The sequence below is a fragment of the Streptomyces sp. NPDC048696 genome, from assembly GCF_043198895.1.
In the GTDB taxonomy this organism is placed as follows: domain Bacteria; phylum Actinomycetota; class Actinomycetes; order Streptomycetales; family Streptomycetaceae; genus Streptomyces.
Genome location: NZ_JBICVJ010000008.1, coordinates 292007 through 318542 on the forward strand (window position 1 = coordinate 292007; position 26536 = coordinate 318542).

Sequence of the window (26536 nt, forward strand, 5' to 3'; positions counted from 1 at the left end):
TGAGGAAGGCTAGGTCGGATCCGCCGGAAAGTGTTTCCGTCTTTACTTCATGATCGCGCGATCTGGAGGATAATCTTCTCCATGGACGCCCTGGACCGGAAGATTCTTACCGAGCTACAGCTGGACGGCCGTCTCACGGTCACCGAACTGGCCGCCCGCGTGCAGCTGAGCGTCTCGCCCTGCCACCGGCGGCTGCGCGATCTGGAGCGCGCGGGCGCGATCCGCGGCTACCGCGCGATGGTGGACCCGGCGGCCGTCGGCCTCGACTTCGAAGCCCTCGTCTTCGCCACCCTGCGCTGGGAGGACCGCGACACGGTCACCGCGTTCGAGGAGGCCGTGGCGGCGGTCCCGCACGTACTCCAGGCCCAGCGCCTGTTCGGTGAACCCGACTACCTGCTGCGTGTCGCGACCGCCGACCTGTCCGCGTTCCAGCAGCTCTACGACCAGCGGCTGGCCCGGCTGCCCGGGGTCCAGCGCCTGACGTCGACGCTCGTGATGAAGCATGTCGTGGACGATCGGCCGTTGCCCGAATAGTGCCGCATGGTTCGACGACCCAGTGGCCGGGCAGTCGCGTCCCCGCTGGGTGCAGGGGATCCGATCACGGCGTGACCGAGAGGACGATCTTCCCCGTCGTGCGACCCGTCTCGCCCAGGCGGTGGGCTTCGGCGGCCTCGGTCAGGGGGAAGACCGCGTCGGCGATCACCTTCAGGCGGCCCTCCTCGACCAGCTTCGCTATCTCCTGGAGGCCTTGCCGGTCGGGCTCGACGAGCATGAACACCGCGCGCACTCCCGCCGCTTCGGCCTCGGCCGTGGGGAACGTCGCGTCCAGCGGCAGGATCGAGATCAGGGTGCCGCCCGGACGCAGAGTGCGCAGGGAACGGGCCCAGTTCGGGCCGCCGAGGCTGTCCAGGACGACGTCGACATCGCGGACCGTCTCGGCGAAGTCCTGGGTGCGGTAGTCGACGAGTTCATCCGCGCCCAGCGAGCGCAGCAGGTCGTGCTTGGCGGCGCTCGCGGTGCCGATGACGTGGGCGCCGCGGGCCTTGGCGATCTGGACGGCCAGATGGCCGACCCCGCCCGCCGCGGCGTGGATCAGTACGCGCTGACCCGGCCGGACGTCGGCCGTGTCGACCAGGGCCTGCCACGCGGTGAGCGCGGCCAGCGGCAACGCGCCCGACTCGACGTGGCTGAGCCCCTTGGGCCGTACGGCGAAGTGGCGGGCGGGCGCTGCGACATACTCGGCGTGCGCGCCGGCCGGGTGCGGGAAGCGCGGCATCCCGTACACCTCGTCACCCGGCCGGAAGACCGTCACACCGTCGCCGACCGTCTCGACCACGCCGGAGACGTCCCAGCCCAGTGTGAACGGCGGCTTCGTCCCCACAGCGAACTCGCCACGCGAGCGGGTCTTCCAGTCGGCCGGATTCAACCCGGCGGCGTGCACCCGGACCAGGATCTCGCCCCTCCCCGGCGCGGGGCGCCGCGTCTCGACGACCTTGAGGACCTCCGGGCCTCCGCCGGTCTCCTGGGACACGGCGCGCATGGTGGCGCCGGAGGTCGTGGCGGCGGGAGAGGCGGCGGAGGTGGTGACCTGGGACATGATGATGTGGCCTCGCTTCTGCAGTGCTGCTCGTGTTGTTCGCATAGTCCGTGCTGGGCGTGCTGGACGTGTTGTTCGTGCTGTCCTTGTCGGAGGTGCCGGATCCGTCTCGCGGCACGTCCTCACACTGCCCGAGCGCGCACCCCCTCGGCGGTGGCGCTCTGGCCACATGATGAAAAGATCTGGCCATGCATCACGTTGGCGTTCTGGCGCTGGACGGCGTCGTCCCCTTCGAACTCGGCATCCCCGCCCGGATCTTCGGCGCCGCCCGCGACAGCGCGGGCAATCCGCTCTACGCCGTGACCACGTGCAGCGTGGACGGCGGTCCGGTCCGTGCCGAGGCCGACTACGGGCTCACCGTCTCCCGGGACGCCTCCCTGCTGGCCACGGTCGACACCGTCGTCATCCCGCCGTCCCACGACCTCGGACCGATCCGCGAGGAGGGCCGGCTGCCCGCGGCGCTGCGCAGCGCCCTGGACGCCGTCCGCCCCGGCACCCGTATCGTCGGCATCTGCACGGCCACGTACGTACTGGCCGCGGCGGGGCTCCTCGACCACCGTCCGGCCACCACGCACTGGCGCGAGGCCGACCGGCTGCAGCGGATGTTCACCACCACTCGCATCGACCCCGACGTCCTGTTCGTCGACGACGGTGACATCCTCACCTCGGCCGGGGTGGCCGCGGGCATCGATCTGTGTCTGCACCTCGTCCGCCGCGACCACGGCAGCCAGGTCGCCAACGACGTGGCCCGCTCCTGTGTCGTACCGCCCTGGCGCGACGGCGGTCAGGCCCAGTACATCCAGCGCCCCGTCCCCGACGCCACGGCATCCGGCACCGCCCCCACCCAGGCGTGGGCCCTGGCACGCCTCGCCGACCCCCTGACCCTCGCCGACCTGGCCGAGCACGCCCACATGAGCGTGCGCACCTTCTCCCGGCGCTTCCGTGAGGAAACCGGCACCACTCCCGGCCAGTGGCTCATCCGCCAACGCGTCGACCTGGCACGCCACCACCTGGAGACCACCGACTGGCCCGTCGACCTCGTCGCGCACCGCTGCGGCTTCGGTAGCGGCGTCTCCCTGCGCCAGCATCTCCAGGCCGCCATCGGCGTCAGCCCCCAGGCGTACCGTCGCACCTTCCGCCCCACGACAGTCCCCGCGCCCGCCTCCTCGTGACGCACAACTGAGCGAGGGCGCCCGTCACATACGTACGCAATCAGCCTGACTGGCACGTGCCCGAGGCAAGCCGTGGTCGCTGCTTTCGGCCACTCGGCATCGGTCGTGTGCGCCGGTTCCGTGCGCCAAGCGTGCGCCCGTATCCGCCACCGCACCACCCGCACCTTGCATGGGCGCACAAGGCAATGGGCCGGTCGCTCGCCGCGCCGCTCGCCCACCGGAATTCGGCAGCATCCCCGCTGGCTCGAATACAGTCGAACGCGTCTTCCATGGTTGACGGTGGCACATGCTCCCGGGAGCCTTACGCTCACCGAATCATCAGTGAATCGGCAGCTCAGATTGGGGACGCGAATGAACGCCAACGGCAATGGAAAGTCGGGCGACCAGCCGTACCTCATCACCGGCCGGGGAAAGGACGCCGCCCCGAAGAATGCCTTCGCCCTGTTCGCCGACATCAATTACAACGTCGGGGGCCCGCGCACCAAGATTCTGGTCATTCCGGCCAGCGGGACGGCGAACAACTTCAGCGACTACGGATTCGACCAGAGCGACGACGGTGTGAGCAGCGTCGTCAACAACACCGACCGGGACAACATCCTCTTCACGAGGACCAACCAGGGCGGCTCGCAGTTACCCGTCCCGGCCAACTCCTCGATCGCCGATCTGACCCGGATCCCGCTCAGCGGAAGCGCCACCCGCACCTGGAACGACCAGGCCCAGTCCGCCCTCGCCTTCAACAAGCCCGTCCCGCTCCCGGTCTTCACCGCGCCCAGGGCCAGCGCGCAGACCCAGGACCGCCGGCAGGCCGTCCAGGGCAGCGCTGCCGCCGACGTCCAGCAGGTACTGCTGTACGAGGCGGCCAAGTTGCTCGCCACCTGCCCGGTCAAGGACAGCAAGTGGGAGTACGTCCCGGACCACGACTGGCCGCTCGGCCAGCACGACCTGTCCGCCATCGCCGTACGGGACGACGTGCTGTCCGGCAAAGCGCCACTGCGCTTCTACGTCACCCTGCCGACCCCTGTCGTGGACATCAGGTCGCCCAAGGAGGGAACCGAGGTCGACAGCGGTGCCACCGTCGACGGGGTCGCCTTCAACGCCGACTCGGTGGTGCTCACCGAGGGCGGTGGCCCGCTCGGCACCGCCAAGGTCACCAGCAACGTGTGGAGTTTCGCCCGCGCGGGCGGCTGGCCGGTCGGGAAGCACAGCGTCACGGCGAAAGCCGTCCACGGCAGCCAGGAGTCCGAGCCGGACACCGTGAACTTCACGGCGGCCAACAAGAACCTCAAGGTCGAATTCACCTTCAACTCCTCCTGGCAGGACGGGCAGAGCCACAAGTACATCTACTCCTACGACGTCACCATGTACGCCGGGGAAACCGATGTGAAGCACTGGAACGTGGGATTCGGTCAGCTCCCGGACGGATCCGTTCTGGCCCCGGAATTCGAGGCCAGCTTCTGGGGTCTGATCGTCGATGACGGCTCCGCCGGAAACGTGGTCCTCGGCTCTCCTCCCGAGGGAATCCACGTCGTCCCGGCCAAGGGCAAGCTGGTCATTCGCGTCCTCGTCCTCATCCCGACAAAGGACGACGCGTACCACAAGCTCTACGGCCTCTTCGCGAAGTCGCTGACGCAGTAGCCGGCGCCCGGCGTCGGGCAGCGGGGACGCGCTCACGCGCCCCCGCTGTCCCTGTCTCCGCCCGGGTTCCACGGATTCGCCACCCGCCGGCCGGGGAAGGGGGACATGCTCGGAAGCGCAGAGCCAGGTCCGTACGAGGGAGGTCTCATGGGGTGGCGCAGTGAGGAGTTCGGGGCCTCGCACGAGGGCAAGGCGCAAGCCGTGCTGGCCGATGGCAGCGAGCCCGGGCCGAGGTACTTCGACGTGGGCAGCGGCCCCAACGTCCACAAGACGAGCGACTGGTGGGTGTACGACGGGACGCCGCGCGCGCCGCAGGCGACCGATCTGCGGGCGGCGTGCGTCTGCGGCTGGCGCGGGCTCGCCCAGTATGTGATCGACTGGTCGGACGTCGAAAGGAACGGCCCGGACCTGTACGACACCTCCGGCCCGTACGGCGACTGGAACCAGCACATCCGTGAGGTGACGGCCCGCACGGTACCGCTGCCCGCCGCTGTCGAGGACCTGCTGGAGCGCCTGGACGAGCAGTTGACCGCCCTGGCCATGGACGCGCCGCTCGCCGCGTTACGGGCGGTGGCGGCCCTGGAGCGCACCACCCGCAGTGTGGGCCGCGCGGCGGCCTGCATGGCGGAAGCCGACGAGATGCCGTGGGAGGCGATCGGAACGGCGCTCGGGCTGAGCGAGCGGGACGCCTGCGCGCGGCTGCGACGCTACAGCCTGGGCCTGGACCACCGGATGTGACTGCCCGTCATGCTGTCATGTCCGGCTGCCGACGGGGCAGTTCGGCGCGCCGGACCGCGTCCGAGGCGAGCGCGATGGCCACGCCCAGGCTGCCGAAGACGCCGCAGCCGATGAACACCGGGGCGGCGCCCCAGGCTCCGATGGCGGCGCCGACCACGGGGTAGCTGAGGGACGCGTTGCGGCGGCAACTCGCCGAGTGCCCCCTGGACATGCTCGTGCGCCCCGTGCCGGTAATTCGATGGCGCGCCTTGTTCCGTCCGGCCACTGTTGGTCCCGTGGTAGAACCCAAGTATCAGATCCGCGCCCTGCATACGGCGTCCACGCTCACCGTCTACCAGGCGTACGCGCCTGAGATCGGGCTTCCCGCCGCCCGGGATGGGCGTTTTCCGGCGCTCTGGCGGCGGGAGCGGATGACATGGATCAAGACGTCGTTCCTGTGGATGATGTACCGCTGCGGGTGAGGGAACAAGGGCGGCCAGGAAGCCGTCCTCGCTGTCGAGATCACTCGGGAAGGCTTCGCGTGGGCGCTGGAGCGTGCCTGTCTGTCCCACTACGAGCGGGGGCTCCACGCCGACCAGGCCACCTGGAAGCGGGAGTTGAAGCGGGCCCCGGCCCGGGTGCAGTGTGATCCCGAACGCGACCTGCACCTCCACCCCCGCCCCCACCGCTCGCTCCAGCTCGGCCTCACCGGTGAAGCCGCGCACCGCTACGCGGACGAGTGGATCGTCTCCATCACCGACGTCACCCCGCTCGCCCGTACGATCCACGCCCATGTACGGGAGGGCGCCATGGACGCCGCCAGGCAACTCCTGCCTGCCGAAAGCCCCTACCCGGTGCCCGACGGGTTCCTGGCTCACCTGACCCCGTGAACCACCGGCGCTCGCGCCCGGGAACGTATCCGCGATCATGGCTGTCATCTCCTGATGACTTCCATCCGCCGAAAGGGACCCATGGTCAACGCCCGGATACTCCTCGCCCTCGCCCTCGTCGCTGCTCTGGTCGGCTGTAGCGCGGCCGATGGGGGCGGTGGCAGTGGCCGGTCGTCGCCTCGGGCCTCCGCGTCCGCCGGCAATGCCAGTCCGGGCGGGAAGGCCTCGCCGCCCGGGCTTGAGGCGTGGATCTACCCCGGGTCCACCGGGGAGGACACCTGTGGGGCCGTCGCCGAGTACCGTGACGGACGACTGCGCAACGGCGTGCTCAAGCCGCAGTACTGGGACGTCGACCCGAGTGGCGCGGTGAAGCTGCTGGATTCCGGGACCCACCCGTGCAACGGCTTCAGCGAGGCCGATGCCGCGGACGTCAAGGCGTATTCGGCCGCCCAGTACACCACCGTCTCCGCGATGGACCGGCCCGCGATCGCCGCACTGGTGAGCGACCCCACCCGTCGTACGGCCGCGGTCGGCTCGCTCACCGAGCTCGCGAAACGCATCGGGTTCACCGGTGTGGACATCGACTTCGAGGACTTCTGGACCTGGACGGCCGAGGACGAGAGCGGGTACGAGGCGTTTCTCACCGAGCTCGCGCAGAGTCTGCACCGCGCCGGCCTCAAGCTCCAGGTCGACGCTCCGGTCGAAACCCATGACGGTGACTCGGTGTTCGACTACGCGGCCGTCATGCGGACCGGGGTGGACCAGCTGGTCGTCATGGACTACGGCCGGCAGTTCAACACCCCCGAAGGGGAGAAGTGTTGGGCCATCTCACCGCACAGCTGGGTGCGCGAGGCCGTCGCGTATGCCCAGTCCCGGGTGCCGGACAAGGACCGGCTGGTCATCGGGCTGCCCTCGTACGGCTTCACCGCCCCCGACCCTTGCGTCACGGACAAGGTGAAGGACAGCGTCGCGCTCGCCACGATGCGCCGCGCGCCCGGCTACTCCGACGACCCCGCGACCACGGCCGCCCGGCGGGACGCGGCCTCCGGCGAAGTCCGCTGGACAGCGGGCGGCACCCTCTACGACTACACCGACCAGCAGGGCATGGACACCAAGTTGGCGGTCCTCCACCAGCTCGGGGTCGCGCACGTGTCGGTGTGGGCGCTGGGCACAAACCCGTGGTTCTCGGCCAATCCGCGTACGAGGTGAGCTGGTCCGGCAGGCGGCCGGAAGGGGTGTCGGCTGGTGGGGGCGGTGCATGCGCGGGGCGGATTCCCTTCGCGTATGCCCGGGGCAGGCTTGTCGCGCGAGCGGGCGTCGCCGATGCTGAAGCCCATCCGACCGGCGGGCCACGGACGGTCCGTCAGGCACCACCTGGTAATGGCGCAGGCGGCCCCGCGTATGCCGCCGATCTCCTCGCGACCTCGTCGCGGCTCCCACCCGAGCGGACATGCCTGTGTCCGGCCTGCGCCCATGACACCACCGGAGGTATCACACCATGGGCAGACCACGGCTGACCGGACGTTGGAGAACGGTGACCCGCGCCCTGGCCGCCACCGCGCTGGCGACCGCCGGACTCAGCGGTACGGCGGCCCACGCCGCCCAGGCGGCCCCGCTCGCCGCAGCCCCGGCGATCGGCATCCAGTTCAACCCCGACGGTGACGCGGGCCAGTGCGGCGGCCGGACGGGCCAGCAGTGGGCCACCTCGCCGGACTGGACCCAGTCGATCCGCTTCGACACCGACAACCGCCCCGGCGGCTGCCAACTGGCCTTCGGCGTCTACGACCCGGACCGCACCTTCGCGGGTGCGTCCATCACCTACGACTTCCACGTCAGCCCCGGTGGGGACAGCGGTCAGTGCGGTAGCCAGGGTTCGTATCAGATGCCGATCCAGCCGTTCCAGACCTTCGGCCCCAGCGTCCGGGTCGACACCGACAACCGATCGGGCTACTGCAACCTCACCCTCGCGGTGAACGGCCGCTCGGATGTCGGCCTCGACGTGCAGTTCTACCCCGACGGCGACGCCGGGCAGTGCAAGAACTACCTGCCCGCGGGCCAGTACCAGACCGCGTACGCGGGCAACCCGGTCACGGTCGGCATCGACGCCGACAACCGTCCCGGCGGCTGCCAGTTCCTGCTCAGGTTGCGGCACTTCTAGGGTGAGGGTCGCGCCTCACCTCAGCGGTGGTGGTCGCCGCCGTGCGTGTGGTCGTCGTCGCGGCCCGTGTCGGGGGATCCGCCCATCATGCGGAGCATGGAGAGGCCCCCGGTGCGCCAGAAGCGGAGCAGGAGCGCGGTGGCCAGGACGATGAAGGCGATGTTGAGCCAGGTGGTGTAGTTCCAGCTCACGCCCTCCATGGGGATCGTCGCGTCGGCCTGGTCGGGGATCAGACCGAGGCCGCCGAAGGTGAACTCGACGATGTACCCGGCGACGACCATCGCGAGGTAGAAGGTGCCGAGCAGGAAGGCGGCGGTCCGCGCGCCGTAGTACTTCCGGTAGACGTTGAGGATCGGCGGGATCAGCAGGTCGGCGAAGACGAAGGAGACCACACCGCCGAAGCTGATGCCGCCCTTCCACAGCACCACCGCCAGCGGCACGTTGCCGATGGAGCACACGAACGAGGCGATCGCCACCAGCGGGCCCGCGATCGGGCCCCACAGCTTCGCGGCGAGTGGGTGCCCGTCGAAGAAGAAGGCGCGCCAGAAGGAGTCGGGGACCCAGGCGGCGATGGCACCGGCGATGAGCAGGCCGACGACCAGGTCGCGCAGGATCGCCGCCCACTCCATGACGAAGACGTGCGAAGTGGAGGTGAAGCCCTCGCGGGAGAACAGGCGCCGGGCGAACGAACCCTCCCGGTGGACGGACATGTCCATCGCCGCGTGGCCCTCCATCGACCCTGCCAGCCCCCGTTCGGCCTGCTCGCGGGCGGCCCGCAGGAGCCCGTCGCGGAGGAAGAACCGGAACAGCACCGCCAGCACGACGATCATGATCGGGCCGCCGATGAATTCGGCGGCGGTGAACTGCCAGCCCATCAGCAGCGCCAGGATCACCCCGAGCTCGACGACCAGGTTGGTGGAGGCGATCTCGAAGGCCATCGCGGCGGTGAAGTTCGCGCCCTTGCGGAACAGCGAGCGGGCCAGCGCCACGGCCGCGTACGAGCAGGACGAGGACGCCGCGCCCAGTGCGGCGGCGATGGCGAGCGTACGGGGCCGGTCGTCGCCCAGGAGCGCGACCACGGTGGATTTGCGGACGACGGCCTGGACGACGGCGGACAGGGCGAAGCCCAGAATCAGGGCCCAGGTGATCTCCCAGGTCATGGATCCGGTGATCGACAGCGCGTGCAGTACGGCGTGCATCTGTGAAGCCTTCCCTGTGCGGGGGCCCGCCCACGGCGGACACGCGCCTTCTTCGGGGTGCGGGTCCGCCGGGCCGGAGGTGCGGGGCGCCGCCGTCGAAGGCGGCGCCCCGCCGGGGTCAGCCGACGCGCAGCGTCAGGGCGGCGGTGTGGAGCTTGCCGCCGGTTCGGAACTGCAGGAACAGCCGCCAGTTGCCGGACGTGGGCAGCTCGGCGTGGAAGGACAGGTCCGGGCCGCCGTTGTCGCCGGTGACCTTGGTCGTCGGGTGCAGGTGGGCGAACGCCGCGTCGCCTTCGTGGAAGGAGGTCAGATGGGCGTACGTCTCCAGGTACGGCTGAAGGTCGGTGACGGGTTTGCCGTCCTTGGCGATCGAGACGGTCAGCGGGTGCGCCATGCCCGCCATGAGCTCGCCCTTGACGGTGACGGTGTACCCGTCGACCCGCGTGGTGGCGGCCGGTGCGGGCAGCGGGGTCTTCGCGGCGTCGCCCGGCACTGTGACGGTGCGCGAGAGCACGAAGTCCTTGCCCTTGCCCGCGCCGCTGTTCGGGGTGAAGGAGGTGAACATGCGCCAGGAGCCCGGGGCGAGGGCGGACAGGTCCGCGCTCCAGGTGCCGTCGGCGGCCATGGTCGGGTGCAGGTGCTGGAAGCCGGTGAGGTCGGAGCGGATGGCGTAGAAGTGCATCCGCTTGGTCTGGTCGACGGCGAAGTCGGTGACCGCCTTGCCGTCCGGGCCGGTCACGGTGAACCCGTAGGCGGCCTGCTTGCCGCCCGGCAACGTGGTGTCCTTCGAGGTGAGGCGGTAGCCGTCCTTGCCGTCGGACAGGCCGTTGCCGGACGCCATGTGGTCCATGCCGGGCATGTCTCCCATCGCGGGCGACTTGCTGGACGAGGACGAGGACGACGCGGAGGGCTTGCTGCCGTGGTCCATCCCCGGCATGGACGAGGAGTCGCCGGAGGAGCCGCAGGCGGCCAGCGTCAGCGCGAGAGCGGCCGAGGCGCCTGCCGCGGCGAGCACGCGGCGGCGCGCGGTGAAACGAGAAGGAGAGAAGCGGGAAGGGGAGAACATCGGGTGGGGTCTTTCCGGGTGGGCGCACCACACCGGTGGCGCGCGCGGACAGTAAGGGCACGTCTGCCGGTCCCGGTCGACGACCGGGGTCCGGCGCATGCCTGTCACGTCCGCGCGATGCACACCCGCAGCAGATGATCTCTTCCGCCGACCGGTGGCCCGCGCCGCCGACTCCCGCCCTCTGCCCGCAGCCGGGCAAGCGCCCAGGCGGTCAGCACGGTGACGGCCACCACGGCCGCCAGGCCCGGCGCGCCCAGGGAGATCCGCTGCTGTGCCGGGGTCGACACGCACAGCGCCCCGGACATCCCCGCGCCTTCGGCGGCCCGGGCGCTCGGCCCCTGGCCGTCCATGGGCGATGCGTGGGTCATCGGGGAGGCGTCATGGCCCGCGGCCATCGGTGTATGGGCGGCCATCGGCGCGTGGGCGGTCATGGAGCCGTGGCAGCCCTCGGCGGCACTCGCCGGGGCGCCATGCATGAGGAACAGGCCGAACAGGACCACGCACACCGCCAGCAGCCGGGCGATGCCCCGCCCGCTCGCCGGTCCGCTGCCCACGTCCCGTCCCCTTTCGTCCCATGCCCCGGGCGCACCGCACCACCCCTTGGGCACAGTGCGGCCCCCGGACGCACCGCCTGCGCCGGGCGCACCCACCATACCGGGGCAGGGTATCGAACGCCGCACCCGCCTCCGCCCTGATCCGCCCCGTACCCCCTCGGTAGGCTGAGCGCGACAACTCATCGTGAAGCAGTACGTGGCACAAGGAGCAAGACGTGAGCGAGCCGGCGTCCATCGCCCTGCAGCAGCAGATCGCCCGGGAACTTGAGGTCGCCGAGTTCTTCGAGGCCGAGCGGGAGATCGAGCGCCGGGTGGCCTTCCTCGCCGAGCGGCTGACCTCCACCGGTCTGCGCTCGCTCGTGCTCGGCATCAGCGGCGGCGTCGACTCCACCACCGCCGGCCGGCTCTGTCAGCTCGCGGTCGAGCGCGCCCGGGCCGCCGGGCACGAGGCGCGGTTCTACGCGATGCGGCTGCCCTACGGGGTCCAGGCCGACGAGCACGACGCCCAGCTCGCGCTCTCCTTCATACGGGCCGACCACGTGCTGACCGTGGACATCAAGCCCGCGAGCGACGCCGCGCTGGAGGCCGCGCTGGCCGCCGGGGTGAGCTTCCGCGACGCCCACCACCAGGACTTCGTGCGCGGCAACATCAAGGCCCGCCAGCGCATGATCGCCCAGTACGCGGTGGCGGGCGCCCACGACGGCCTGGTCGTGGGCACCGACCACGCCGCCGAGGCGGTCTCCGGCTTCTTCACCAAGTTCGGCGACGGCGCCGCCGACCTCGTCCCGCTGACCGGCCTGACCAAGCGCCGGGTGCGGAGGGTGGCGGACGCGCTGGGGGCGCCCGCCGAGCTCGTCTGGAAGACCCCGACGGCCGACCTGGAGAACCTCGACCCGGGCAAGGCAGACGAGGACGCCCTCGGGGTCACGTACGACGACATCGACGACTTCCTTGAGGGCAAGCCGGTCGACGAGCGCGCCTTCGAGACGATCGTCAACCGCTACCGCCTCACCGACCACAAGCGCCGGCTGCCCATCGCGCCGTGAGCACCGCCTCGGCGCAGGCCCAGCCGCACCACACCTGTGCTGCGGCGCATGTCCTGTAGAGCCCTTCCCTTGTCCCAAGCCGCCCGGTAAAGGCCGGTGATCGGCGGTGGCCTGCTGCGGAACACGATCCGCAGCAGGCCGCCTGACCATCGTCGGGACGGCGGTTCCTCACCGCCGACGCGACTACTCCGCTACTCCGCGGCGATCGGACGCAGGAACTCCAGCGACCACGTCGCCTGCGGCTCGGGCGTCTGCGCGATGAGCTGGATCTGTGCGCCCAGATAGTCGGCGCGCCAGGCCAGGCTCTTGTCCGAGACGATCTGGAGCCCGCCGATGACGGGCTCGAAGGTCCACTGCGTACGCTCCTCCGGCCGCACGCTGTTGGCGAAGAGCTTGTCGTCGGCCGCCACGAGGCCCACCTGCGGATGGGTGTCGAGGAATATCTGGTACGGCGCTCCCGGTGTGTCCTGGATGGGCAGGATGGCCCATTCCTGCTGGAAGGGCGGGTCCAGAGGGCGGTCGGTGGCGACCGGGACGCCGTGCTCGATGACGTTTTCCCGGGCCGTCGCGAGCGCGGGCGGACCGAAGATATGGGCGTAGAGCCGGTAGACGCCGGGCCTGATCGGTACGGGAGGCATGCTCGCCACGTCCTCTCTCCCTCACTGGCCGGTGGCGACCACCACCGGTCCTCGCCCCACCATCACGGGCGCACCCGTCGCAGCACAGCTCAAATGCCGCCAAGCCGAGTACGGCGCGTACGAGGCGCCGGGGGCTGCCGTGACCATTGAGCAGGCCCGGACCATTGCCCGCTGAACTCGCCTATGGCTAGCCTGTGTTCGTCATTACGATCGTTGACCGGGGTTTCGAACACGAAGGGCGGGTGGCGGGCGATGGGCCGACTGGTTCCGGCGGTGACCAGGGCGCTGGACGTACTGGAGCTCTTCCTGGAGAGCGAAGTCCCGCTCTCCGCACCCGACATCACCCGAAGGCTCCAACTGCCCCGGACGACCGTCCATGAGCTGATCACCACCCTGGCCGCCCGGTCGTATCTGGTGGCCGTCCCCGAGCAGCCCGGCCGCTATCGCCTCGGGGTGCGCACGTACCAGCTCGGCAGCCGGTACGCGGAGCAGCTGGACCTCGCCGCCGAGGGGCAGCAGGTGGCGCGCGAAGTCGCCGAGACCTGCGACGAGACCGTGCATGTGGCGGTCCTTGAGGACACCGATGTCATCTACATCGCGAAGGTGGACTCCACGCACGCCGTCCGTATGGTCTCGGCGGCGGGCCGGAGGCTGCCCGCCCACTGCACCGCCGTGGGCAAGATGCTGCTCGCCTCGCTGCCGCCGGCCGAGCTCGACGTACGGCTCGCGCGCGGCGAACTCGTCGCGATGACCCCCGGCAGCGTCACCGACCCGGCCGTGCTGCGCGCCGCCCTGGGGGAGATCCGGGCCCGGGGGACCGCCGTCGAGCACCGCGAATCCAACCCGGACGTGAGTTGTGTGGCCGCCCCGGTACGCGACAGCGCGGGCCGGGTCGTGGCCGCGCTGTCGATCTCCGTACCGGTGATCAGATGGAGCGCGGAGCGCGAGGCGGAGCTCGCGGAGCTGGCCCTGAAGGGCGCCGGTGATCTGTCCGTGCGGCTCGGCCACCGGGGCTCGCGATGAGGCCCGAGGTCGCGGTGCGCGAGTGGGCCGAGCTCGGCGAGGGCCCCACCTGGGATCCGGTCGGCGGGCGGCTGATCTGGGTCGACATCCTCGCGTCGCGCATCCACGGGTACGAGCCCGGCAGCGGCCGGCGTACCGTCATGGCGACCGAGCAGCACGTCGGCGCCGCGAAGCCCCGCGTGGGCGGCGGTCTGGTCGTCAACCTCCGTGACGGCGTCGGCCTTTACGGGCCCGACGGGGCCTTCTCGTGGCTGCTGCGGGAGCCCGTGCCCGGGCGGCGCGGCAACGACGCGGCCGTCGCACCCGACGGGGCCCTGTGGGCGGGCACGATGCGCTACGACGAGGCGCCGTCCGGCGGCTCCCTGACCCGGGTCACGGGCGACGGCACGCCCACTCCGCTGCCGGGTGACATCACGGTCAGCAACGGCATCGGCTGGAGCCCGGACGGCCGGTCGATGTACTACGTCGACAGCCCCACCCGGCGTATCGATGTCTTCGACTTCGACAGTCAACTGGCCCATGAGCGGCGGGAGTTCGCGGCCATCGAGGAGGGCGCCGGTTTCCCGGACGGGCTGGCCGTGGACGCGGCGGGCGGTGTGTGGGTGGCGCTGTGGGACGGCGGGGCGATCCGCCGCTACGGGCCGGACGGGACCCTCGACCTGGTCGTCGGGCTGCCCGTGCGCCGCCCCACCGCCTGCGCCTTCGGCGGCCCCGGCCTCGGCGACCTGTACATCACCACCGCCCGGGTCGGCCAGGACCGGCCGCACCCGCTCGCGGGCTCGCTCCTGGTGCTGCCGGGCATCGGCAGGGGAATACCGGGCACCGCCTTCGCCGGATGAACGACGGAGGCGATGCCCGGCGACCGGGCCGCCCACCGGGCCCGGGGTCTGGGGTCAGCGCGTCTCAGCGCGTCGAGAAGGTGTGCAGGGTGGAGGAGCGATACGTCCGGCCGGGGCGCAGCACCGTCGACGGGAACGCGGGCCGGTTGGGCGAGTCGGGGAAGTGCTGGCTCTCCAGGCACAGCGCGTCGCCCTGGCGGTAGGTGCGGCCCGAGGGGCCGACCAGGGTGCCGTCGAGGAAGTTGCCGCTGTAGAACTGAAGGCCCGGCTCGGTGGTGTACATCCGCATGACCCGGCCCGAGCACGGATCGGCGAGCGTGAGCGCGTACTCGGGGCTCTGCGTGATCCCCTTGTCCAGCACCCAGTTGTGGTCGATTCCCTTGCCGTACAGGAGCTGCGGATGCCCCTGGCGGATGTCGCGGCCGATCTCCTTCGTACGGCGGAAGTCGAAGGGCGTGCCCGCCACCCGGGCCAGTTCGCCCGTCGGGATCAGGCCCGTGCCGACCGGGGTGTAACGGGCGGCGGCCAGTTCCAGGGTGTGGTCGAGGACGGAACCGCTGCCCTCGCCGCCGAGGTTGAAGTACGTGTGGTTGGTGAGGTTGACGACGGTGGCCCGGTCGGTGGTCGCCTCGTAGTCGATGCGCCACGCGCCGCGTGCCGTGAGGGTGTAGACGACGCGGACCTTGAGGGTGCCGGGGTAGCCCATCTCGCCGTCCGGCGAGATGCGGGAGAGGACGAGACCGGTCTCGGAGCCGTGGGTGAACGGCTCCACGTGCCACATCCGCTTGTCGAAGCCCTGGGTGCCGCCGTGCAGGCTGTTCACCCCGTCGTTGAGGGGCAGTTGGTAGGTGTGGCCGTCGAGGGTGAACCTGCCGCCCGCGATGCGGTTGCCGTAGCGGCCGATGAGTCCGCCGAAGTAGGGGGACTTGGCCACGTAGTCGGCGAGGTTGTCGAGGCCGAGCGCGATGTCGGCCAGGTGGCCGTGGCGGTCGGGGACTTCGAGGGAGTGGACGATCCCGCCGTACGAGAGGACCTTCAGGCGGGTGCCGCCGTTGGTGACGGTCCACAGGTACACCTTGGTGCCGTCGGCCAGGGTGCCGAACAGCGTCCTGGTGGGGGTGGAGCGGCCCGGCGCGGCGTGGGCCGTCGCGGGGGCGAGTCCGGCGGTGAGTCCGGTGGCGAGTCCGGCCGCCAGCGCCGTACGTCTGCTGGTGTTCATGAGGGCGACTCCTCGGGAGTGGGTGGGGAAGTCAGGAACCGGCCTTGCGTTTGTTGTAGACGTCGAAGCCGACCGCGGCGAGCAGCACGAGCCCCTTGATGACCTGCTGGTAGTCGGTGCCGACGCCGACGAGCGACATGCCGTTGTTGAGCACACCGAGGACCAGGCCGCCGATCACCGCGCCCAGGACCGTGCCGACGCCGCCGCTCATCGAGGCGCCGCCGATGAAGGAGGCGGCGATCGCCTCCAGTTCGAAGTTGACGCCCGCGTTGGGGGTGCCCGCGTTCAGACGGGCCGCGAAGACGACGCCGGCCAGCGCGGCGAGCAGGCCCATGTTCACGAAGACGAGGAAGGTGACCCGCTTGTCCTTGACGCCGGAGAGCTTGGCCGCGGCCTGGTTGCCGCCGAGCGCGTACACATGGCGCCCCACGACGGCGTTGCGCATCACGAAGCCGAGCCCCAGGAGCAGGGCGCCGAGCAGCAGCAGGACAACGGGCACACCCCGGTAGCTCGCCAGCGTCAGGGTGAAGGCGAGGACGGCCGCCGTGATCGCCGCGCACTTGGCGAGGAACAGGCCGCGGGGCAGCACCTCCAGTTCGTACGCCTGCTGGCGCCGCCGGGACCGTACCTCCTGTACGAGGACGACGGCGATCAGGCCGAGCCCCAACAGCAGCGTCAGATTGTGGTAGTTGGTGTTCGGGCCGACCTCCGGCAGATAGCCGGTGGATATCTTCTGGAAGCCGTCGGGGAACGGGCCGAGCGAGCGCGAGCCGAGCAGGATCTGGGTGGCTCCCCGGAACAGCAGCATGCCGGCGAGGGTGACGATGAAGGACGGGATGCCCACATACGCGATCCAGAACCCCTGCCAGGCACCCGCCAGGGCTCCGATGGCGAGCGCGATGACCAGCGCCAGCACCCAGGGCACATGGTGCTCGACCATCAGCACCGCGCACGCCGCCGAGACGAAGGCCGCCAGCGAGCCCACGGAGAGATCGATATGGCCCGCGATGATGACGATCATCATGCCGATGGCGAGGACCAGGATGTAGCTGTTCTGCAGCACCAGATTGGTGACGTTGTTCGGCTTGAGCAGCACGCCGTCCGTCCAGATCTGGAACAGGACGACGATCAGGCCGAGCGCGACCAGCATCCCGTACTGCCGCATGTTGCGGCGGGCCGCGTCGAGCAGCAGGGCCCCGGCCGTGGCGCGCGGGGACTCGGGTGCGCGCGGGGCGCTCGGCGGGCTGTCGGTGGTGACCGGACTCATGCGACTACCTCTTGTTCGTGGTCATATGGCGCATCAGCACTTCCTGGGTCGCCTGCGCCCGGGCGACCTCGCCGGTGAGCCGCCCGGCGGCCATCGTGTAGACGCGGTCGCACATGCCGAGCAGTTCGGGCAGCTCGGAGGAGATGAGGACGACCGCTCTGCCCTCGGCGGCGAGCCGGTCGACGACGGTGTAGATCTCGTACTTGGCGCCCACGTCGATGCCGCGTGTCGGCTCGTCGAGGATCAGCACATCGGGGCCCGCGAAGATCCACTTGCTGAGGACGACCTTCTGCTGGTTGCCGCCGGACAGCCGCCCGGCGCGCTCGAAGACGGTCGGCGCCTTGATGTTCATGGTCGCGCGGTACGACTCGGCGACCCGCCGCTCCTCGTGCTCGTCCACGATGCCGCGCCGGGACACCTTGCCCAGCGCACCGAGCGTGATGTTGTGGCCGATGGTGTCGATGAGGTTGAGGCCGTAGCGCTTGCGGTCCTCGGTGACATACGCGATGCCATGGGCGACCGCCTCCGGGACGGTCCGGGTGCGGATCTCGCGGCCGTCCTTGAGTACGGTGCCGCTGATGCCGCGCCCGTACGAGCGGCCGAAGACGCTCATGGCCAGTTCGGTGCGGCCCGCCCCCATCAGTCCCGCGATGCCGACGATCTCGCCGCGCCGCACGTACAGGCTGACGCCGTCCACCACCTTGCGCTGCTGGTCGACGGGGTGGTGCACGGTCCAGTCCTGGATCTCCAGGGCGGGGCGGGCGTCCGGGTCGCCCTCGTACGGTGTGCGCGCGGGGAAGCGGTGGTCGAGGTCGCGGCCGACCATGGCCCGGATGATGCGGTCCTCGGTGGTGGCCTCGTCCTTCACGTCGAGGGTTTCGATGGTGTGGCCGTCGCGGATGACGGTGACCGAGTCGGCGATCGCCGCGATCTCGTTGAGCTTGTGCGAGATGATGATCGAGGTGATGCCCTGTTCCTTCAACTCCGCGATGAGGCCCAGGAGATGGGCGCTGTCCTCGTCGTTGAGCGCGGCGGTCGGCTCGTCGAGGATGAGCAGCGTGACCTCCTTGGCGAGGGCCTTGGCGATCTCCACCAGCTGCTGCTTGCCGACGCCTATGTCCGCGACCCGGGTCTGGGGATGTTCGTCGAGTCCCACCCTTTTGAGGAGCCGCGCCGCGTGCTGGAGCGTCCGGCTCCAGCTGACGATGCCGTGCGAGGCCTGTTCGTTGCCGAGGAAGATGTTCTCGGCGATGGAGAGATGGGGGACCAGGGCCAGTTCCTGGTGGATGATGACGATCCCGCGTGCCTCGCTCGCCCGGATGTCCTTGAAGGCGCAGGGCTCGCCCTGGAACAGGATCTCGCCCTCGTAACTCCCGTGCGGATGAACGCCGCTGAGCACCTTCATCAGGGTCGACTTGCCCGCGCCGTTCTCCCCGCAGACGGCGTGCACCTCACCCGGCGCGACGGTCAGGGAGACGTCGGAGAGCGCCCGGACGCCGGGGAAGGACTTGCCGATGGAGCGCATCTCCAGGACGGGTGCGCGCGGGGCGGGGATGCGGGGAGCGGGGTTGTCCGGGGCCGGGACGTCCGGGGTGGGGGTGTGGCTCACTTGAGGTCACTCGCCTTGATGTAGCCCGAATCCACCAGCTCGGCCTGGTAGTTGGTCTTGTCGACGCTGACCGGGTTGAGCAGGAAGGACGGCACGACCTTCTTCTCGTTGTCGTATGTCTTGACGTCGTTGACCTCGGGCTTCTTGTTGTTGAGCACCGCGTCGGCCATCTGCACGGCCTGCTTGGCCAGCGCCCGGGTGTCCTTGTAGACGGTCTGGGTCTGGTTGCCCGCGATGATCGACTTCACCGACGCCACCTCGGCGTCCTGCCCGGTGACGACCGGGTACGGCTTGGCGGCGGTGCCGTAGCCGCCGGAGCGCAGCGCCGACAGGATGCCGATCGACATGCCGTCGTACGGGGACAAGACGGCGTCGACGCGGTCGGAGGAGTACGACTTCGTCAGCAGGTCGTCCATGCGCTTCTGTGCGGTGGCGCCGTCCCAGCGCAGCGTGGTCACCTGGTTGAGCCGGGTCTGCCCGCTGCGTACGACCAACTGCTTCTTGTCGAGGTAGGGCTGGAGCGTCTTCATGGCGCCCTGGAAGAAGTAGCGGGTGTTGTTGTCGTCGGGGGACCCGGCGAAGAGCTCGATGGTGAACGGGCCGGTCTTGGCGCCGCTCTTGAGCCCGAGCTTGTCGATGATGTACGTCGCCTGGAGGACGCCGACCTTCTCGTTGTCGAACGAGGCGTAGTAGTCGACGTTCGGCGAGCCGAGGATGAGGCGGTCGTACGAGATCACCTTGATGTGCTGGTCGGCGGCCTGTCGCAGGACGTCGCTCAGCGCGCGGCCGTCGATCGCCGCGATGACGAGGACGTCGTCACCCTTGGTGATCATGTTCTCGATCTGGGCGACCTGCTGGTCGACGTTGTCCTCGCCGTACTGGAGATCGGTCTTGTAGCCGAGCGCGTGGAACTGCTTGGCCATGTTGTTCCCGTCGGCGATCCAGCGCTCCGAGGACTTGGTCGGCATCGCGATGCCGATCGTGGCGCCCTTGCCGCTCTTGCTGGTGCTTTTGCCGCCGCCCTCACTGCTCTGCCCGCACGCGGCGAGCGCGAGGGCGAGCGAGGCGGCGACGAGGGGGAGTGCGGCTCGGCGGGTGCGGCGCATGGTCATCGGTCCTCCGGAGTGAGGGGGAAGCGGTCGAGGGGGCCGGGGCGGCGGGAGCCGAGCGGGGACATACCGCCGTCGGCGCGGTGGCGGGCGAGCAGATCGAGGACGAGCCGGCCCCGGCGCACCCGCTCACGGGCGGTGTCCAGGGCGGTGTCGCGCAGATGGGCGCCGTACGGGTAGATGCCCGGCGCCTTGGACAGGCCGAACTTGAGGTAGAGCGGGGCGGCCCGGCGGATCAGCTCGGCCGCCTCGTACATCCGCACATAGCCGCCGAGGTCGTCAGGGGCTTCGACGTACAGGTCGAGGGGGACGCCGGAGACCCGGCGCATCTCGGTGAAGTGAGCGAGCGTCAGGTCGGAGGGGACGTTCACGGAGTCGGCGCCGAGGTGTTCGTACACCGCGACCGACGCCGGGTTGACCGGGCCGACCAGTGCGGAGACCTTCAGGGTGGTGTCGGCGGGCAGCAGGCCGCGCTCGCGCATCCGGTGCAGGGTCCACAGCACGCCCTCGTCGGCCACGAGCAGCGAGGGGACGCCCAACTCCGTCGCGCGCAGGGCGTCTTCGACGCAGCCCGCGAGCGCGTCATGGCCCCGGGCGCGCAGTCCCGCGCCGCCCGACGCGGTACGGGCCGAGGCGCCGGTGTCCCAGGTGCCGCGCGGGCCGGTGAACAGGCAGAGCTCGATGTCGCGCTCGGCGGACGCCTCCACCATCTCGGTGATCTCCGCGTCGGAGAGCATCCACACTCCACTGCCCTGGCTGACGCGGTGCACGGGCACATCGAGGCGGGAGGCCTCCTTGAGGACCGCGCCGAGCGCTTCGGGGCCCTCCACGGAGGGAATCTCGGTGCGCCAGGTGCCCCCGTCGGGAAAGGAGTGCGGGGAGGAGTCGGTGGGACGGTCGGCGGGTGCGGCCAGGCCGAGCGCCGTCAGAGCCGGTTCGCCGGGACGGCGGGGCCCTTCGGGGGTCGGGGCGGGGGCTGATGTGTGGGTCACGGGCGGTTCCTAGGCTGAGAGTTGTTCGAAATACCGGACATCGTTCGGATAGTTGGGCGCGCGGCGCCGTCGGGAGCACGAGGCGCGCGCCTCACGGGCGCAGCAGGACCTTCCCCGTATCGGGATCGTCGGCCGCGAGCAGCGCGAGCGCGTCGCCGAACCGTTCCAGCGGGAACTCGTGCGTGATCAGCCGCGCCGGATCGATCCGCCCCGTGGCGTACGCCCGTACGGCGAAGGACCAGGCGGCCGAGGGCGCTCCGAAGACGCTGCGGACGGTGAGCTGGCTCAGCGAGAGGTGGACCGGATCGATGCCGACCGCTCCGGCGGCGAACATCCCGGTGAGGACCACCCGGCCGCCGCGCCGGGCGAGCAGGCAGGACCCGGCGGCGGTGCCGGGCGCCCCGGCGGTCTCCACGACCAGGTCGTAGTGGCCGTGCACCTCCTCGTTGGCCTCGGGGGTGCGGGCCTCGGTCGCGCCCGTCAGGAGGGCGAGCTTGGCACGTTCGGGCCGGGGGTCGACGGCCGCCAGCTCGGCGGGGGAGTACGCCGAGAGCAGCTGGACCGCGAGCAGCCCCAGCGTCCCCGCACCGACCACGGCGATCCGTTCCCCCGCCTCCGGCGCCCCGGCCCGGACGGCGGCCGCGACCACCGCGGCCGGCTCCAGCAGGGCCGCGGCGCGCGGATCCGCGTCGTCGGGCAGCGGATGCAGCAGCCGGGCGGGCACCACCAGGTGGTCGGCGAAGGCGCCGGGGTGGGTGAACCCCGTTTCCGCGTACGAGTCCGCACACAGCGAGGTCTCGCCCTGCCGGCACCGCTCGCAGGTCCCGCAGCTGCGGAAACCCTCGGCGACCGCCTTGCGCCCGACGAGCCCCGGATCGACGCCGGGCCCGGCCGCGACGACCGTGCCGGACCACTCGTGGCCGGGTGTGACGGGGTAGCGGACGTACCCGGGGTCGCGGTGGCCGTCGTACACCTCCAGGTCGCTGCGGCAGATCCCGGCGGCGGCCACCTCGACCAGTACCTCGCCGGGGCCGGGCTCCGGGCGCGGACCGGTGACCAGGCGGTGGCTGCCGGGGGTGTCGATGACGACCGCGCGGCTGCTCACCGGCCCGCCCTCGGGGAGCCGGGGGCACCGGGGGAGCCGGGGGCGCGCTTCTCCCAGCCCTCCGCCCACAGGTCGAAACGGGCCTGCTGCTGCGGGAATTCGGCCGCCGCGTCCACATCGAGCTCCACGCCGAGGCCCGGGGCGTCGGGCAGTGTGAAGTAGCCGTCGACGACCTGCGGCGCGCCCTTGACGACCTTCTTGATGTCGGCGTCCGCGAAGTCGTTGAAGTGTTCCAGTATCTTGAAGTTCGGTGTGCAGCCCGCGAGTTGGAGGGTGGCGGCGGTGAGCACCGGGCCGCCCACGTTGTGCGGGGCGACGAGTACGTAGTGGGTCTCGGCGGTCGCCGCGAGCTTGCGGGCCTCCAGGATGCCGCCGAGGTGGCCCACGTCCGGCTGGATGATGTCGGCGGCCTGGGACTCGAAGAGCTCGCGGAACTCGATGCGGTCGTGGATGCGTTCCCCGGTCGCGACCGGGATGTCCACCTTGTCGGCGACCTTCCGCAGCGCCTTCAGGTTCTCCGGCGGGACCGGCTCCTCCAGCCAGGCGGGCGCGAACGGGGCGAGCTCGCGGGCCAGGCGCACCGCCGTGGCCGGGGAGAACCGCCCGTGCATCTCCACCATCAGCTCCGCGTCGGGGCCGATCGCGTCCCGTACCGCCTCGATCAACGAGACGGCGTAGCGGGTCTGCTGATGGTCGAGTTCGAAGTGCCCGGTGCCGAACGGGTCGATCTTCAGGGCCCGGTAGCCACGCTCCACGACCGTACGGGCCGCTTTGTGGTACGCCTCCGGGGTGCGCTCAGTCGTATACCAGCCGTTCGCGTACGCCTTGACGCGGTCCGTCACCCTGCCGCCGAGCAGCTGCCACACGGGCACGCCGAGCGCCTTGCCCTTGATGTCCCAGCAGGCCATCTCGACGACCGCGATGCCGGACATCACGATCTCGCCGGCCCGTCCGTAGTCGCCGTACTTCATCCGGCGCACCAGGTCCTCGATGGCGAAGGGGTCGGAGCCCGCGATGTGGTTGGTCTCGGCTTCCCGGAGATAGCCGATCAGGGCGTCGGTGTGGCCGAGCATCCGGGTCTCGCCGACGCCGGTGAGGCCTTCGTCGGTGTGGACCTGGACGTAGGTGAGGTTGCGCCAGGGGGTCCCGACGACATGGGTGCTGATTCCGGTGATTCGCACGGCAGTTGCTCCCGGGGGTGATGCACGGCGTTCGATATTTCGTCACACGTTCGAAATCCTGGCGTGACGGTAATGACGCCGGGGAGCGGGTGTCAATGGGTCGCGCGGCAATCGTTGAAATGTGAAGAACCCATGGTGCGCGGGGTGTTGACGCGAGGGCGGAGCAAGGGGAATGCTCCCGGCGTCGAAATGCAGAACGATGTCCGAAATCTCGAACCGCTGGCGAGAGTTGAGGAGACCGGCATGACCGCACACCCCGCATCCGGACCGGCACAGCCACCCGCCCACAGGCCCGGCCGCAGAACCGTCCTCACCGCGCTCGGCGCACTGCCGCTCGCCGGGGCGATCGGCCCGGCCCTCGCGGCGCCTGCTGCGCGGGCCGCCGAAACGCTCCCTGCACCCGTGGCGCACTGGACGTTCGACGAAGGCGCCGGCACCACGGCCGCCGACAGCTCCGGCGGGCCCGCCCTCACCCTGGGCGGGGGCGCGCGGTGGGGCGCGGCGAAGTACGGGGCGTCCGGACTCGACCTGTCGGCGGGCGGCAGCGCCACCGCGCCGGGTCCCGTCGTGAACACCGCCGGGGACTTCAGCGCGGCCGCCTGGATACGGCTCGCCACCACCACCGGATACCAGACGTTCGTGTCCGTCGACGGCGCCGACGTCAGCGGTTTCTACCTCCAACTCCGCGACGACACCGGTGCGTTCGCCTTCACCCGGCTCCCGTCGGACGCCGCCTCCGGAAACGGCGCGGCCGCCGTCGCCGGGGCGTCCTTCGCCCCCGTGCCCGGCGTCTGGTACCACGTGCTCGGCGTCAACGACACCTCGGCCAAGGCCGTCCGGCTGTATGTCAACGGCGTACTGGAGGGCGAGACGCCCTACCATGACGGCTGGCGCGCGACCGGGGCGACCGCCGTGGGGCGCGGCCGCTTCGGCGGCGCCGACGTCGACCAGGTCCACGGGCTCATCGACGACGTCCAGGTCTTCGGCGTCGCCCTCACCGCCGACCAGGCCGCCGCACTGGCCGGAGTGCCCGTCGAGGCCACACGCCCGCTGCTGACCGTCGACACGACCCGTCCCGGACCGGTGGTCAGCCCCGAACTCGGCGGGATCTTCTTCGAGGACATCAACCACAGCGGCGAGGGCGGCCTGTACGCCGAGCTCGTCGACAACCGCAGCTTCATGGCCGCCGCCACCCCGCTGCACTGGTCGGCCGTGGGCTCGGCCACCCTCGCGATCGACCCGGCTCAGCCGCTCAACCGAGCCCTCACCCAGTCGCTTCAGGTCACCGCGTCCGCCGCGGGCGAGGGTGTGGCGAACGAAGGTTTCTGGGGAATCCCGGTCCGGCCGAACACGACCTACCGCGCTTCGCTGTACGCCAAGTCATCGCACACATCCGGCAAGTTGACGGTATCGATCGTGGGAAAGGACGGCACGGTCCACGCCACGGCCACCACGGGAACCCTCACCACGGCCTGGCACCCACACGAACTCACCCTGACGACCGGCCCGAACGCGCCCACCACCATGGAAGCCCGGCTCACCGTCACGGTGACGGCCCCCGGCACGCTCTGGCTGAGCCAGGTCTCCCTCTTCCCGCCGACGTACAAGAACCGGCCCGGCGGGCTGCGGGCGGACCTGATGGAGAAACTGGCGGCGCTGAAGCCCGCGTTCCTGCGCTTCCCGGGCGGCAACTACCTCGAAGGCAACGTCATCGCCGACCGGTTCGACTGGAAGAAGACGATCGGCCCGGCCGAGGAGCGCCCCGGACACCGCAACTCCGCCTGGGGCTACTGGTCCACCGACGGACTCGGCCTGCCCGAATACCTCCAGATGACCGAGGACCTGGGTTGCACCCCGCTGCTGTGCGTGTACGCGGGCTACTCGCTGGGCGGTGAACACGTCACCGGCGACGCCCTGAAGCCGTTCGTCCAGGACGCCCTCGACCAGATCGAATACATCACCGGCCCCGCCACCTCCACCTGGGGCGCGCGACGTGCGGCCGACGGACATCCCAAGCCCTATCCCCTGACATACGTGGAGATCGGCAACGAGGACTCGTTCGACCGGTCGGGCTCGTACGAGCAGCGGTACGCGGCCTTCCACGACGCGATCACGTCCCGCTACCCGGCGCTCAAGCTGATCGCCACGACGCCGGTGACCTCCCGCCCGTACGACCTGATCGACGAGCACTACTACCTCTCGCCCGCCGCCTTCCAGGCCGCCTCGCACAAGTACGACCAGCGTGACCGGAGCGGCCCCAAGGTGTTCGTCGGCGAATGGGCCGCGCAGGAGGGCCGCCCCACCCCTGACCTCAACGCCGCCCTGGGCGACGCCTCCTGGCTGGTCGGGCTCATCCGCAACTCCGACCAGGTCCTCATGGAGTCGTACGCACCGCTGTTCAGCCACGTCCGGGACAACACCTGGGCCACCAACCTCATCGCGTACGACGGGCTGACCAGCTACAACTCGCCCAGCTACTACGCACAGCAGCTGCTGCGCACCCGGCGGGGGAGCGTGGTCCTGCCGACCTCGGTCCGCGCGCTGCCCGGTCTGAACGTCGTGACCACCCGCGACCCGGCGACCCACCGCGTCTACCTCGCGGTGGTCAACACGAGCGCCACCGCCCGGACGACGGTCGTCCGCCTCCAAGGGGCCACCCGCACCGCCCCGACGGGCGCGGTCACGGTCCTGTCGGCGGCGGACAAGACGGCCACCAACACCCTGGCCGACCCCGAGGCGGTGATCCCGCACCGCCGCCCCGTCGGCGGTCTGACGCCCGCGTTCCGGGCGACGTTCGCGGCGTACTCGGTGACGGTGCTGGAGGTGACGGCGGGCTGAGCGGGCGCGGTCGACCGGCCCGGCACCGGCCTGCGGCGAATATCCGGTGGCGGGCACGGCGCCCGGTGGTGAGGATCGCGGGATGCGTGCCTTCCTGGAAACCGAGCAACTGGTACTGCGCCCGTTCGACGACGGCGACGCCGACCACCTGTTCGCGCTGGACAACGACCCCGATGTCATGCGCTTCATCAACGGCGGCCGGCCGACCGGCCGCGAGGCGATCCGCACGCGGATCCTGCCACGGCTCCTCCACGACCATCCGTGCTCCGGTACCCGTGGCTACTGGGCCGCCGAGGAGAAGGGTGCGGGTACCTTCCTGGGGTGGTTCGAGTTTCGCCCGATTGACGACGACAGCCCCGCCGTGGTCGAACTCGGCTACCGGCTGAACAAGGCCGCCTGGGGCAGGGGCTGTGCCACCGAAGGATCTCGGGCGCTGATCCGCAAGGGGTTCACCGACCTCGGTGTGGAGCGGGTCACCGCGAACACGATGGCGGTGAATACGCGCTCCCGGCGGGTGATGGAGAAGGCGGGCCTGTCATTCCTGCGGCACTTCACCGGGGACTGGCCGCAGGCGATCCCGGGATCCGAGCACGGCGAGGTCGAGTACGAGCTCCTTCGGGCCGACTGGGAGCGGGGCCGGTAGCCGTCGGCCAGGTGCGGCCGGAGCCCTCGAATCTGTTCC

Annotated in this window: 23 protein-coding genes and 2 pseudogenes; 12 read left to right on the forward strand and 13 right to left on the reverse strand. The window is 70.7% G+C overall.

What is annotated here, in order from left to right:
* Positions 1 to 81 precede the first annotated feature (81 nt).
* Entirely contained in the window at positions 82 to 534 is a 453-nt protein-coding gene (locus tag ACGFRG_RS19370) for an Lrp/AsnC family transcriptional regulator (protein WP_393265398.1), read from the forward strand.
* Positions 535 to 598: 64 nt separating this feature from the next.
* Here the strand turns inward: ACGFRG_RS19370 and ACGFRG_RS19375 are convergent, their stop codons facing one another.
* Entirely contained in the window at positions 599 to 1597 is a 999-nt protein-coding gene (locus ACGFRG_RS19375) for an NADP-dependent oxidoreductase (protein ID WP_393265400.1), read from the reverse strand.
* Positions 1598 to 1785: 188 nt separating this feature from the next.
* Between ACGFRG_RS19375 and ACGFRG_RS19380 the strand changes: the two genes are divergently transcribed.
* The 3 genes from ACGFRG_RS19380 (at position 1786) to ACGFRG_RS19390 (ending at position 5142) form a co-directional block, all read left to right on the forward strand.
* The gene (locus tag ACGFRG_RS19380; RefSeq protein ID WP_393265402.1) at positions 1786 to 2769 is read left to right on the forward strand and encodes a GlxA family transcriptional regulator; all 984 of its coding nucleotides are present in this window, start codon (positions 1786 to 1788) and stop codon (positions 2767 to 2769) included.
* A 351-nt stretch (positions 2770 to 3120) separates the two neighbouring features.
* Entirely contained in the window at positions 3121 to 4404 is a 1284-nt protein-coding gene (locus ACGFRG_RS19385; RefSeq protein WP_393265405.1) for a hypothetical protein, read from the forward strand.
* A 147-nt stretch (positions 4405 to 4551) separates the two neighbouring features.
* The gene (locus tag ACGFRG_RS19390; RefSeq protein ID WP_393265408.1) at positions 4552 to 5142 is read left to right on the forward strand and encodes a hypothetical protein; all 591 of its coding nucleotides are present in this window, start codon (positions 4552 to 4554) and stop codon (positions 5140 to 5142) included.
* Between the two features lie 7 nt (positions 5143 to 5149).
* Here ACGFRG_RS19390 and ACGFRG_RS19395 read toward each other — a convergent pair.
* Positions 5150 to 5317: pseudogene (locus ACGFRG_RS19395) on the reverse strand (MFS transporter); the annotation flags it as partial.
* A gap of 130 nt (positions 5318 to 5447) precedes the next feature.
* On the opposite strand from ACGFRG_RS19395, the pseudogene ACGFRG_RS19400 reads away from it, so the two are divergent.
* The 3 genes and pseudogenes from ACGFRG_RS19400 (at position 5448) to ACGFRG_RS19410 (ending at position 8169) form a co-directional block, all read left to right on the forward strand.
* A pseudogene (locus ACGFRG_RS19400) lies at positions 5448 to 6011 on the forward strand (DUF4291 domain-containing protein).
* Positions 6012 to 6065: 54 nt separating this feature from the next.
* Entirely contained in the window at positions 6066 to 7220 is a 1155-nt protein-coding gene (locus ACGFRG_RS19405; protein WP_393265410.1) for a glycosyl hydrolase family 18 protein, read from the forward strand.
* A 325-nt stretch (positions 7221 to 7545) separates the two neighbouring features.
* Complete coding sequence (locus ACGFRG_RS19410) at positions 7546 to 8169, forward strand: hypothetical protein (protein ID WP_393265413.1); 624 nt, start codon at positions 7546 to 7548, stop codon at positions 8167 to 8169.
* Positions 8170 to 8189: 20 nt separating this feature from the next.
* Here the strand turns inward: ACGFRG_RS19410 and ACGFRG_RS19415 are convergent, their stop codons facing one another.
* The 3 genes from ACGFRG_RS19415 to ACGFRG_RS19425 all read right to left on the reverse strand — a co-directional run bounded on the left by ACGFRG_RS19415 (position 8190) and on the right by ACGFRG_RS19425 (position 10988).
* Positions 8190 to 9368 carry a permease gene (locus ACGFRG_RS19415; RefSeq protein ID WP_393265416.1) on the reverse strand — a complete coding sequence of 393 codons (1179 nt, stop codon included), beginning with the start codon at positions 9366 to 9368 and terminating at the stop codon, positions 8190 to 8192.
* A 118-nt stretch (positions 9369 to 9486) separates the two neighbouring features.
* Positions 9487 to 10434, reverse strand: coding sequence for a hypothetical protein (locus ACGFRG_RS19420; protein WP_393265420.1), 948 nt, complete (start codon positions 10432 to 10434; stop codon positions 9487 to 9489).
* Positions 10435 to 10538: 104 nt separating this feature from the next.
* Positions 10539 to 10988: a hypothetical protein gene (locus ACGFRG_RS19425; protein ID WP_393265423.1), complete on the reverse strand. Its 450-nt coding sequence runs from the start codon at positions 10986 to 10988 to the stop codon at positions 10539 to 10541.
* Positions 10989 to 11203: 215 nt separating this feature from the next.
* Between ACGFRG_RS19425 and nadE the strand changes: the two genes are divergently transcribed.
* Positions 11204 to 12034, forward strand: a complete 831-nt coding sequence (gene nadE, locus ACGFRG_RS19430; RefSeq protein ID WP_393265426.1) for an ammonia-dependent NAD(+) synthetase — start codon at positions 11204 to 11206, stop codon at positions 12032 to 12034.
* Positions 12035 to 12225: 191 nt separating this feature from the next.
* Here the strand turns inward: nadE and ACGFRG_RS19435 are convergent, their stop codons facing one another.
* On the reverse strand, positions 12226 to 12672 hold the full coding sequence (locus tag ACGFRG_RS19435) for a hypothetical protein (RefSeq protein WP_361425963.1): 447 nt from the start codon (positions 12670 to 12672) through the stop codon (positions 12226 to 12228).
* Between the two features lie 252 nt (positions 12673 to 12924).
* On the opposite strand from ACGFRG_RS19435, the gene ACGFRG_RS19440 reads away from it, so the two are divergent.
* Both ACGFRG_RS19440 and ACGFRG_RS19445 read left to right on the forward strand, forming a co-directional pair.
* Complete coding sequence (locus tag ACGFRG_RS19440; protein WP_361425745.1) at positions 12925 to 13695, forward strand: IclR family transcriptional regulator; 771 nt, start codon at positions 12925 to 12927, stop codon at positions 13693 to 13695.
* Positions 13692 to 14534, forward strand: coding sequence for an SMP-30/gluconolactonase/LRE family protein (locus ACGFRG_RS19445; protein ID WP_393265430.1), 843 nt, complete (start codon positions 13692 to 13694; stop codon positions 14532 to 14534). Before ACGFRG_RS19440 ends, ACGFRG_RS19445 begins: the two co-directional genes overlap by 4 nt.
* 64 nt (positions 14535 to 14598) lie before the next feature.
* Here the strand turns inward: ACGFRG_RS19445 and ACGFRG_RS19450 are convergent, their stop codons facing one another.
* From ACGFRG_RS19450 to ACGFRG_RS19480, 7 genes are all read right to left on the reverse strand, one after another.
* Entirely contained in the window at positions 14599 to 15753 is a 1155-nt protein-coding gene (locus ACGFRG_RS19450; RefSeq protein WP_361425739.1) for an aldose epimerase family protein, read from the reverse strand.
* A 31-nt stretch (positions 15754 to 15784) separates the two neighbouring features.
* Complete coding sequence (gene mmsB / locus ACGFRG_RS19455; RefSeq protein ID WP_361425736.1) at positions 15785 to 17020, reverse strand: multiple monosaccharide ABC transporter permease; 1236 nt, start codon at positions 17018 to 17020, stop codon at positions 15785 to 15787.
* Between the two features lie 4 nt (positions 17021 to 17024).
* Entirely contained in the window at positions 17025 to 18545 is a 1521-nt protein-coding gene (mmsA, locus tag ACGFRG_RS19460) for a multiple monosaccharide ABC transporter ATP-binding protein (protein WP_393265609.1), read from the reverse strand.
* Positions 18546 to 18625: 80 nt separating this feature from the next.
* Positions 18626 to 19735: a multiple monosaccharide ABC transporter substrate-binding protein gene (chvE, locus tag ACGFRG_RS19465; RefSeq protein WP_361425733.1), complete on the reverse strand. Its 1110-nt coding sequence runs from the start codon at positions 19733 to 19735 to the stop codon at positions 18626 to 18628.
* A gap of 2 nt (positions 19736 to 19737) precedes the next feature.
* Positions 19738 to 20730, reverse strand: coding sequence for a hypothetical protein (locus ACGFRG_RS19470; RefSeq protein WP_393265434.1), 993 nt, complete (start codon positions 20728 to 20730; stop codon positions 19738 to 19740).
* A gap of 91 nt (positions 20731 to 20821) precedes the next feature.
* A complete protein-coding gene (locus ACGFRG_RS19475; protein ID WP_393265436.1) occupies positions 20822 to 21835 on the reverse strand; it encodes a zinc-binding dehydrogenase in 1014 nt (337 codons plus the stop codon).
* Positions 21832 to 23016, reverse strand: coding sequence for a mandelate racemase/muconate lactonizing enzyme family protein (locus ACGFRG_RS19480; protein WP_393265438.1), 1185 nt, complete (start codon positions 23014 to 23016; stop codon positions 21832 to 21834). Before ACGFRG_RS19480 ends, ACGFRG_RS19475 begins: the two co-directional genes overlap by 4 nt.
* Before the next feature lie 243 nt (positions 23017 to 23259).
* Here ACGFRG_RS19480 and ACGFRG_RS19485 point away from each other — a divergent pair, with 243 nt between their 5' ends.
* Both ACGFRG_RS19485 and ACGFRG_RS19490 read left to right on the forward strand, forming a co-directional pair.
* Positions 23260 to 25854 (forward strand): alpha-L-arabinofuranosidase C-terminal domain-containing protein, encoded by a 2595-nt coding sequence (locus ACGFRG_RS19485; protein ID WP_393265441.1) that lies wholly within the window; start codon positions 23260 to 23262, stop codon positions 25852 to 25854.
* 82 nt (positions 25855 to 25936) lie between these two features.
* Complete coding sequence (locus tag ACGFRG_RS19490) at positions 25937 to 26497, forward strand: GNAT family N-acetyltransferase (protein ID WP_361425718.1); 561 nt, start codon at positions 25937 to 25939, stop codon at positions 26495 to 26497.
* The last annotated feature ends 39 nt before the right edge of the window (positions 26498 to 26536 follow it).

Coding starts and splice junctions, on each gene's coding strand:
- ACGFRG_RS19370 (WP_393265398.1), top strand. CDS start 82: ATGGACGCCCTGGACCGGAAGATTCTTACCGAGCTACAGCTGGACGGC.
- ACGFRG_RS19375 (WP_393265400.1), bottom strand. CDS start 1,597: ATGTCCCAGGTCACCACCTCCGCCGCCTCTCCCGCCGCCACGACCTCC.
- ACGFRG_RS19380 (WP_393265402.1), top strand. CDS start 1,786: ATGCATCACGTTGGCGTTCTGGCGCTGGACGGCGTCGTCCCCTTCGAA.
- ACGFRG_RS19385 (WP_393265405.1), top strand. CDS start 3,121: ATGAACGCCAACGGCAATGGAAAGTCGGGCGACCAGCCGTACCTCATC.
- ACGFRG_RS19390 (WP_393265408.1), top strand. CDS start 4,552: ATGGGGTGGCGCAGTGAGGAGTTCGGGGCCTCGCACGAGGGCAAGGCG.
- ACGFRG_RS19405 (WP_393265410.1), top strand. CDS start 6,066: ATGACTTCCATCCGCCGAAAGGGACCCATGGTCAACGCCCGGATACTC.
- ACGFRG_RS19415 (WP_393265416.1), bottom strand. CDS start 9,368: ATGCACGCCGTACTGCACGCGCTGTCGATCACCGGATCCATGACCTGG.
- ACGFRG_RS19420 (WP_393265420.1), bottom strand. CDS start 10,434: ATGTTCTCCCCTTCCCGCTTCTCTCCTTCTCGTTTCACCGCGCGCCGC.
- ACGFRG_RS19435 (WP_361425963.1), bottom strand. CDS start 12,672: ATGCCTCCCGTACCGATCAGGCCCGGCGTCTACCGGCTCTACGCCCAT.
- ACGFRG_RS19440 (WP_361425745.1), top strand. CDS start 12,925: ATGGGCCGACTGGTTCCGGCGGTGACCAGGGCGCTGGACGTACTGGAG.
- ACGFRG_RS19445 (WP_393265430.1), top strand. CDS start 13,692: ATGAGGCCCGAGGTCGCGGTGCGCGAGTGGGCCGAGCTCGGCGAGGGC.
- ACGFRG_RS19450 (WP_361425739.1), bottom strand. CDS start 15,753: ATGAACACCAGCAGACGTACGGCGCTGGCGGCCGGACTCGCCACCGGA.
- mmsB (WP_361425736.1), bottom strand. CDS start 17,020: ATGAGTCCGGTCACCACCGACAGCCCGCCGAGCGCCCCGCGCGCACCC.
- mmsA (WP_393265609.1), bottom strand. CDS start 18,545: ATGCGCTCCATCGGCAAGTCCTTCCCCGGCGTCCGGGCGCTCTCCGAC.
- chvE (WP_361425733.1), bottom strand. CDS start 19,735: ATGCGCCGCACCCGCCGAGCCGCACTCCCCCTCGTCGCCGCCTCGCTC.
- ACGFRG_RS19485 (WP_393265441.1), top strand. CDS start 23,260: ATGACCGCACACCCCGCATCCGGACCGGCACAGCCACCCGCCCACAGG.
- ACGFRG_RS19490 (WP_361425718.1), top strand. CDS start 25,937: ATGCGTGCCTTCCTGGAAACCGAGCAACTGGTACTGCGCCCGTTCGAC.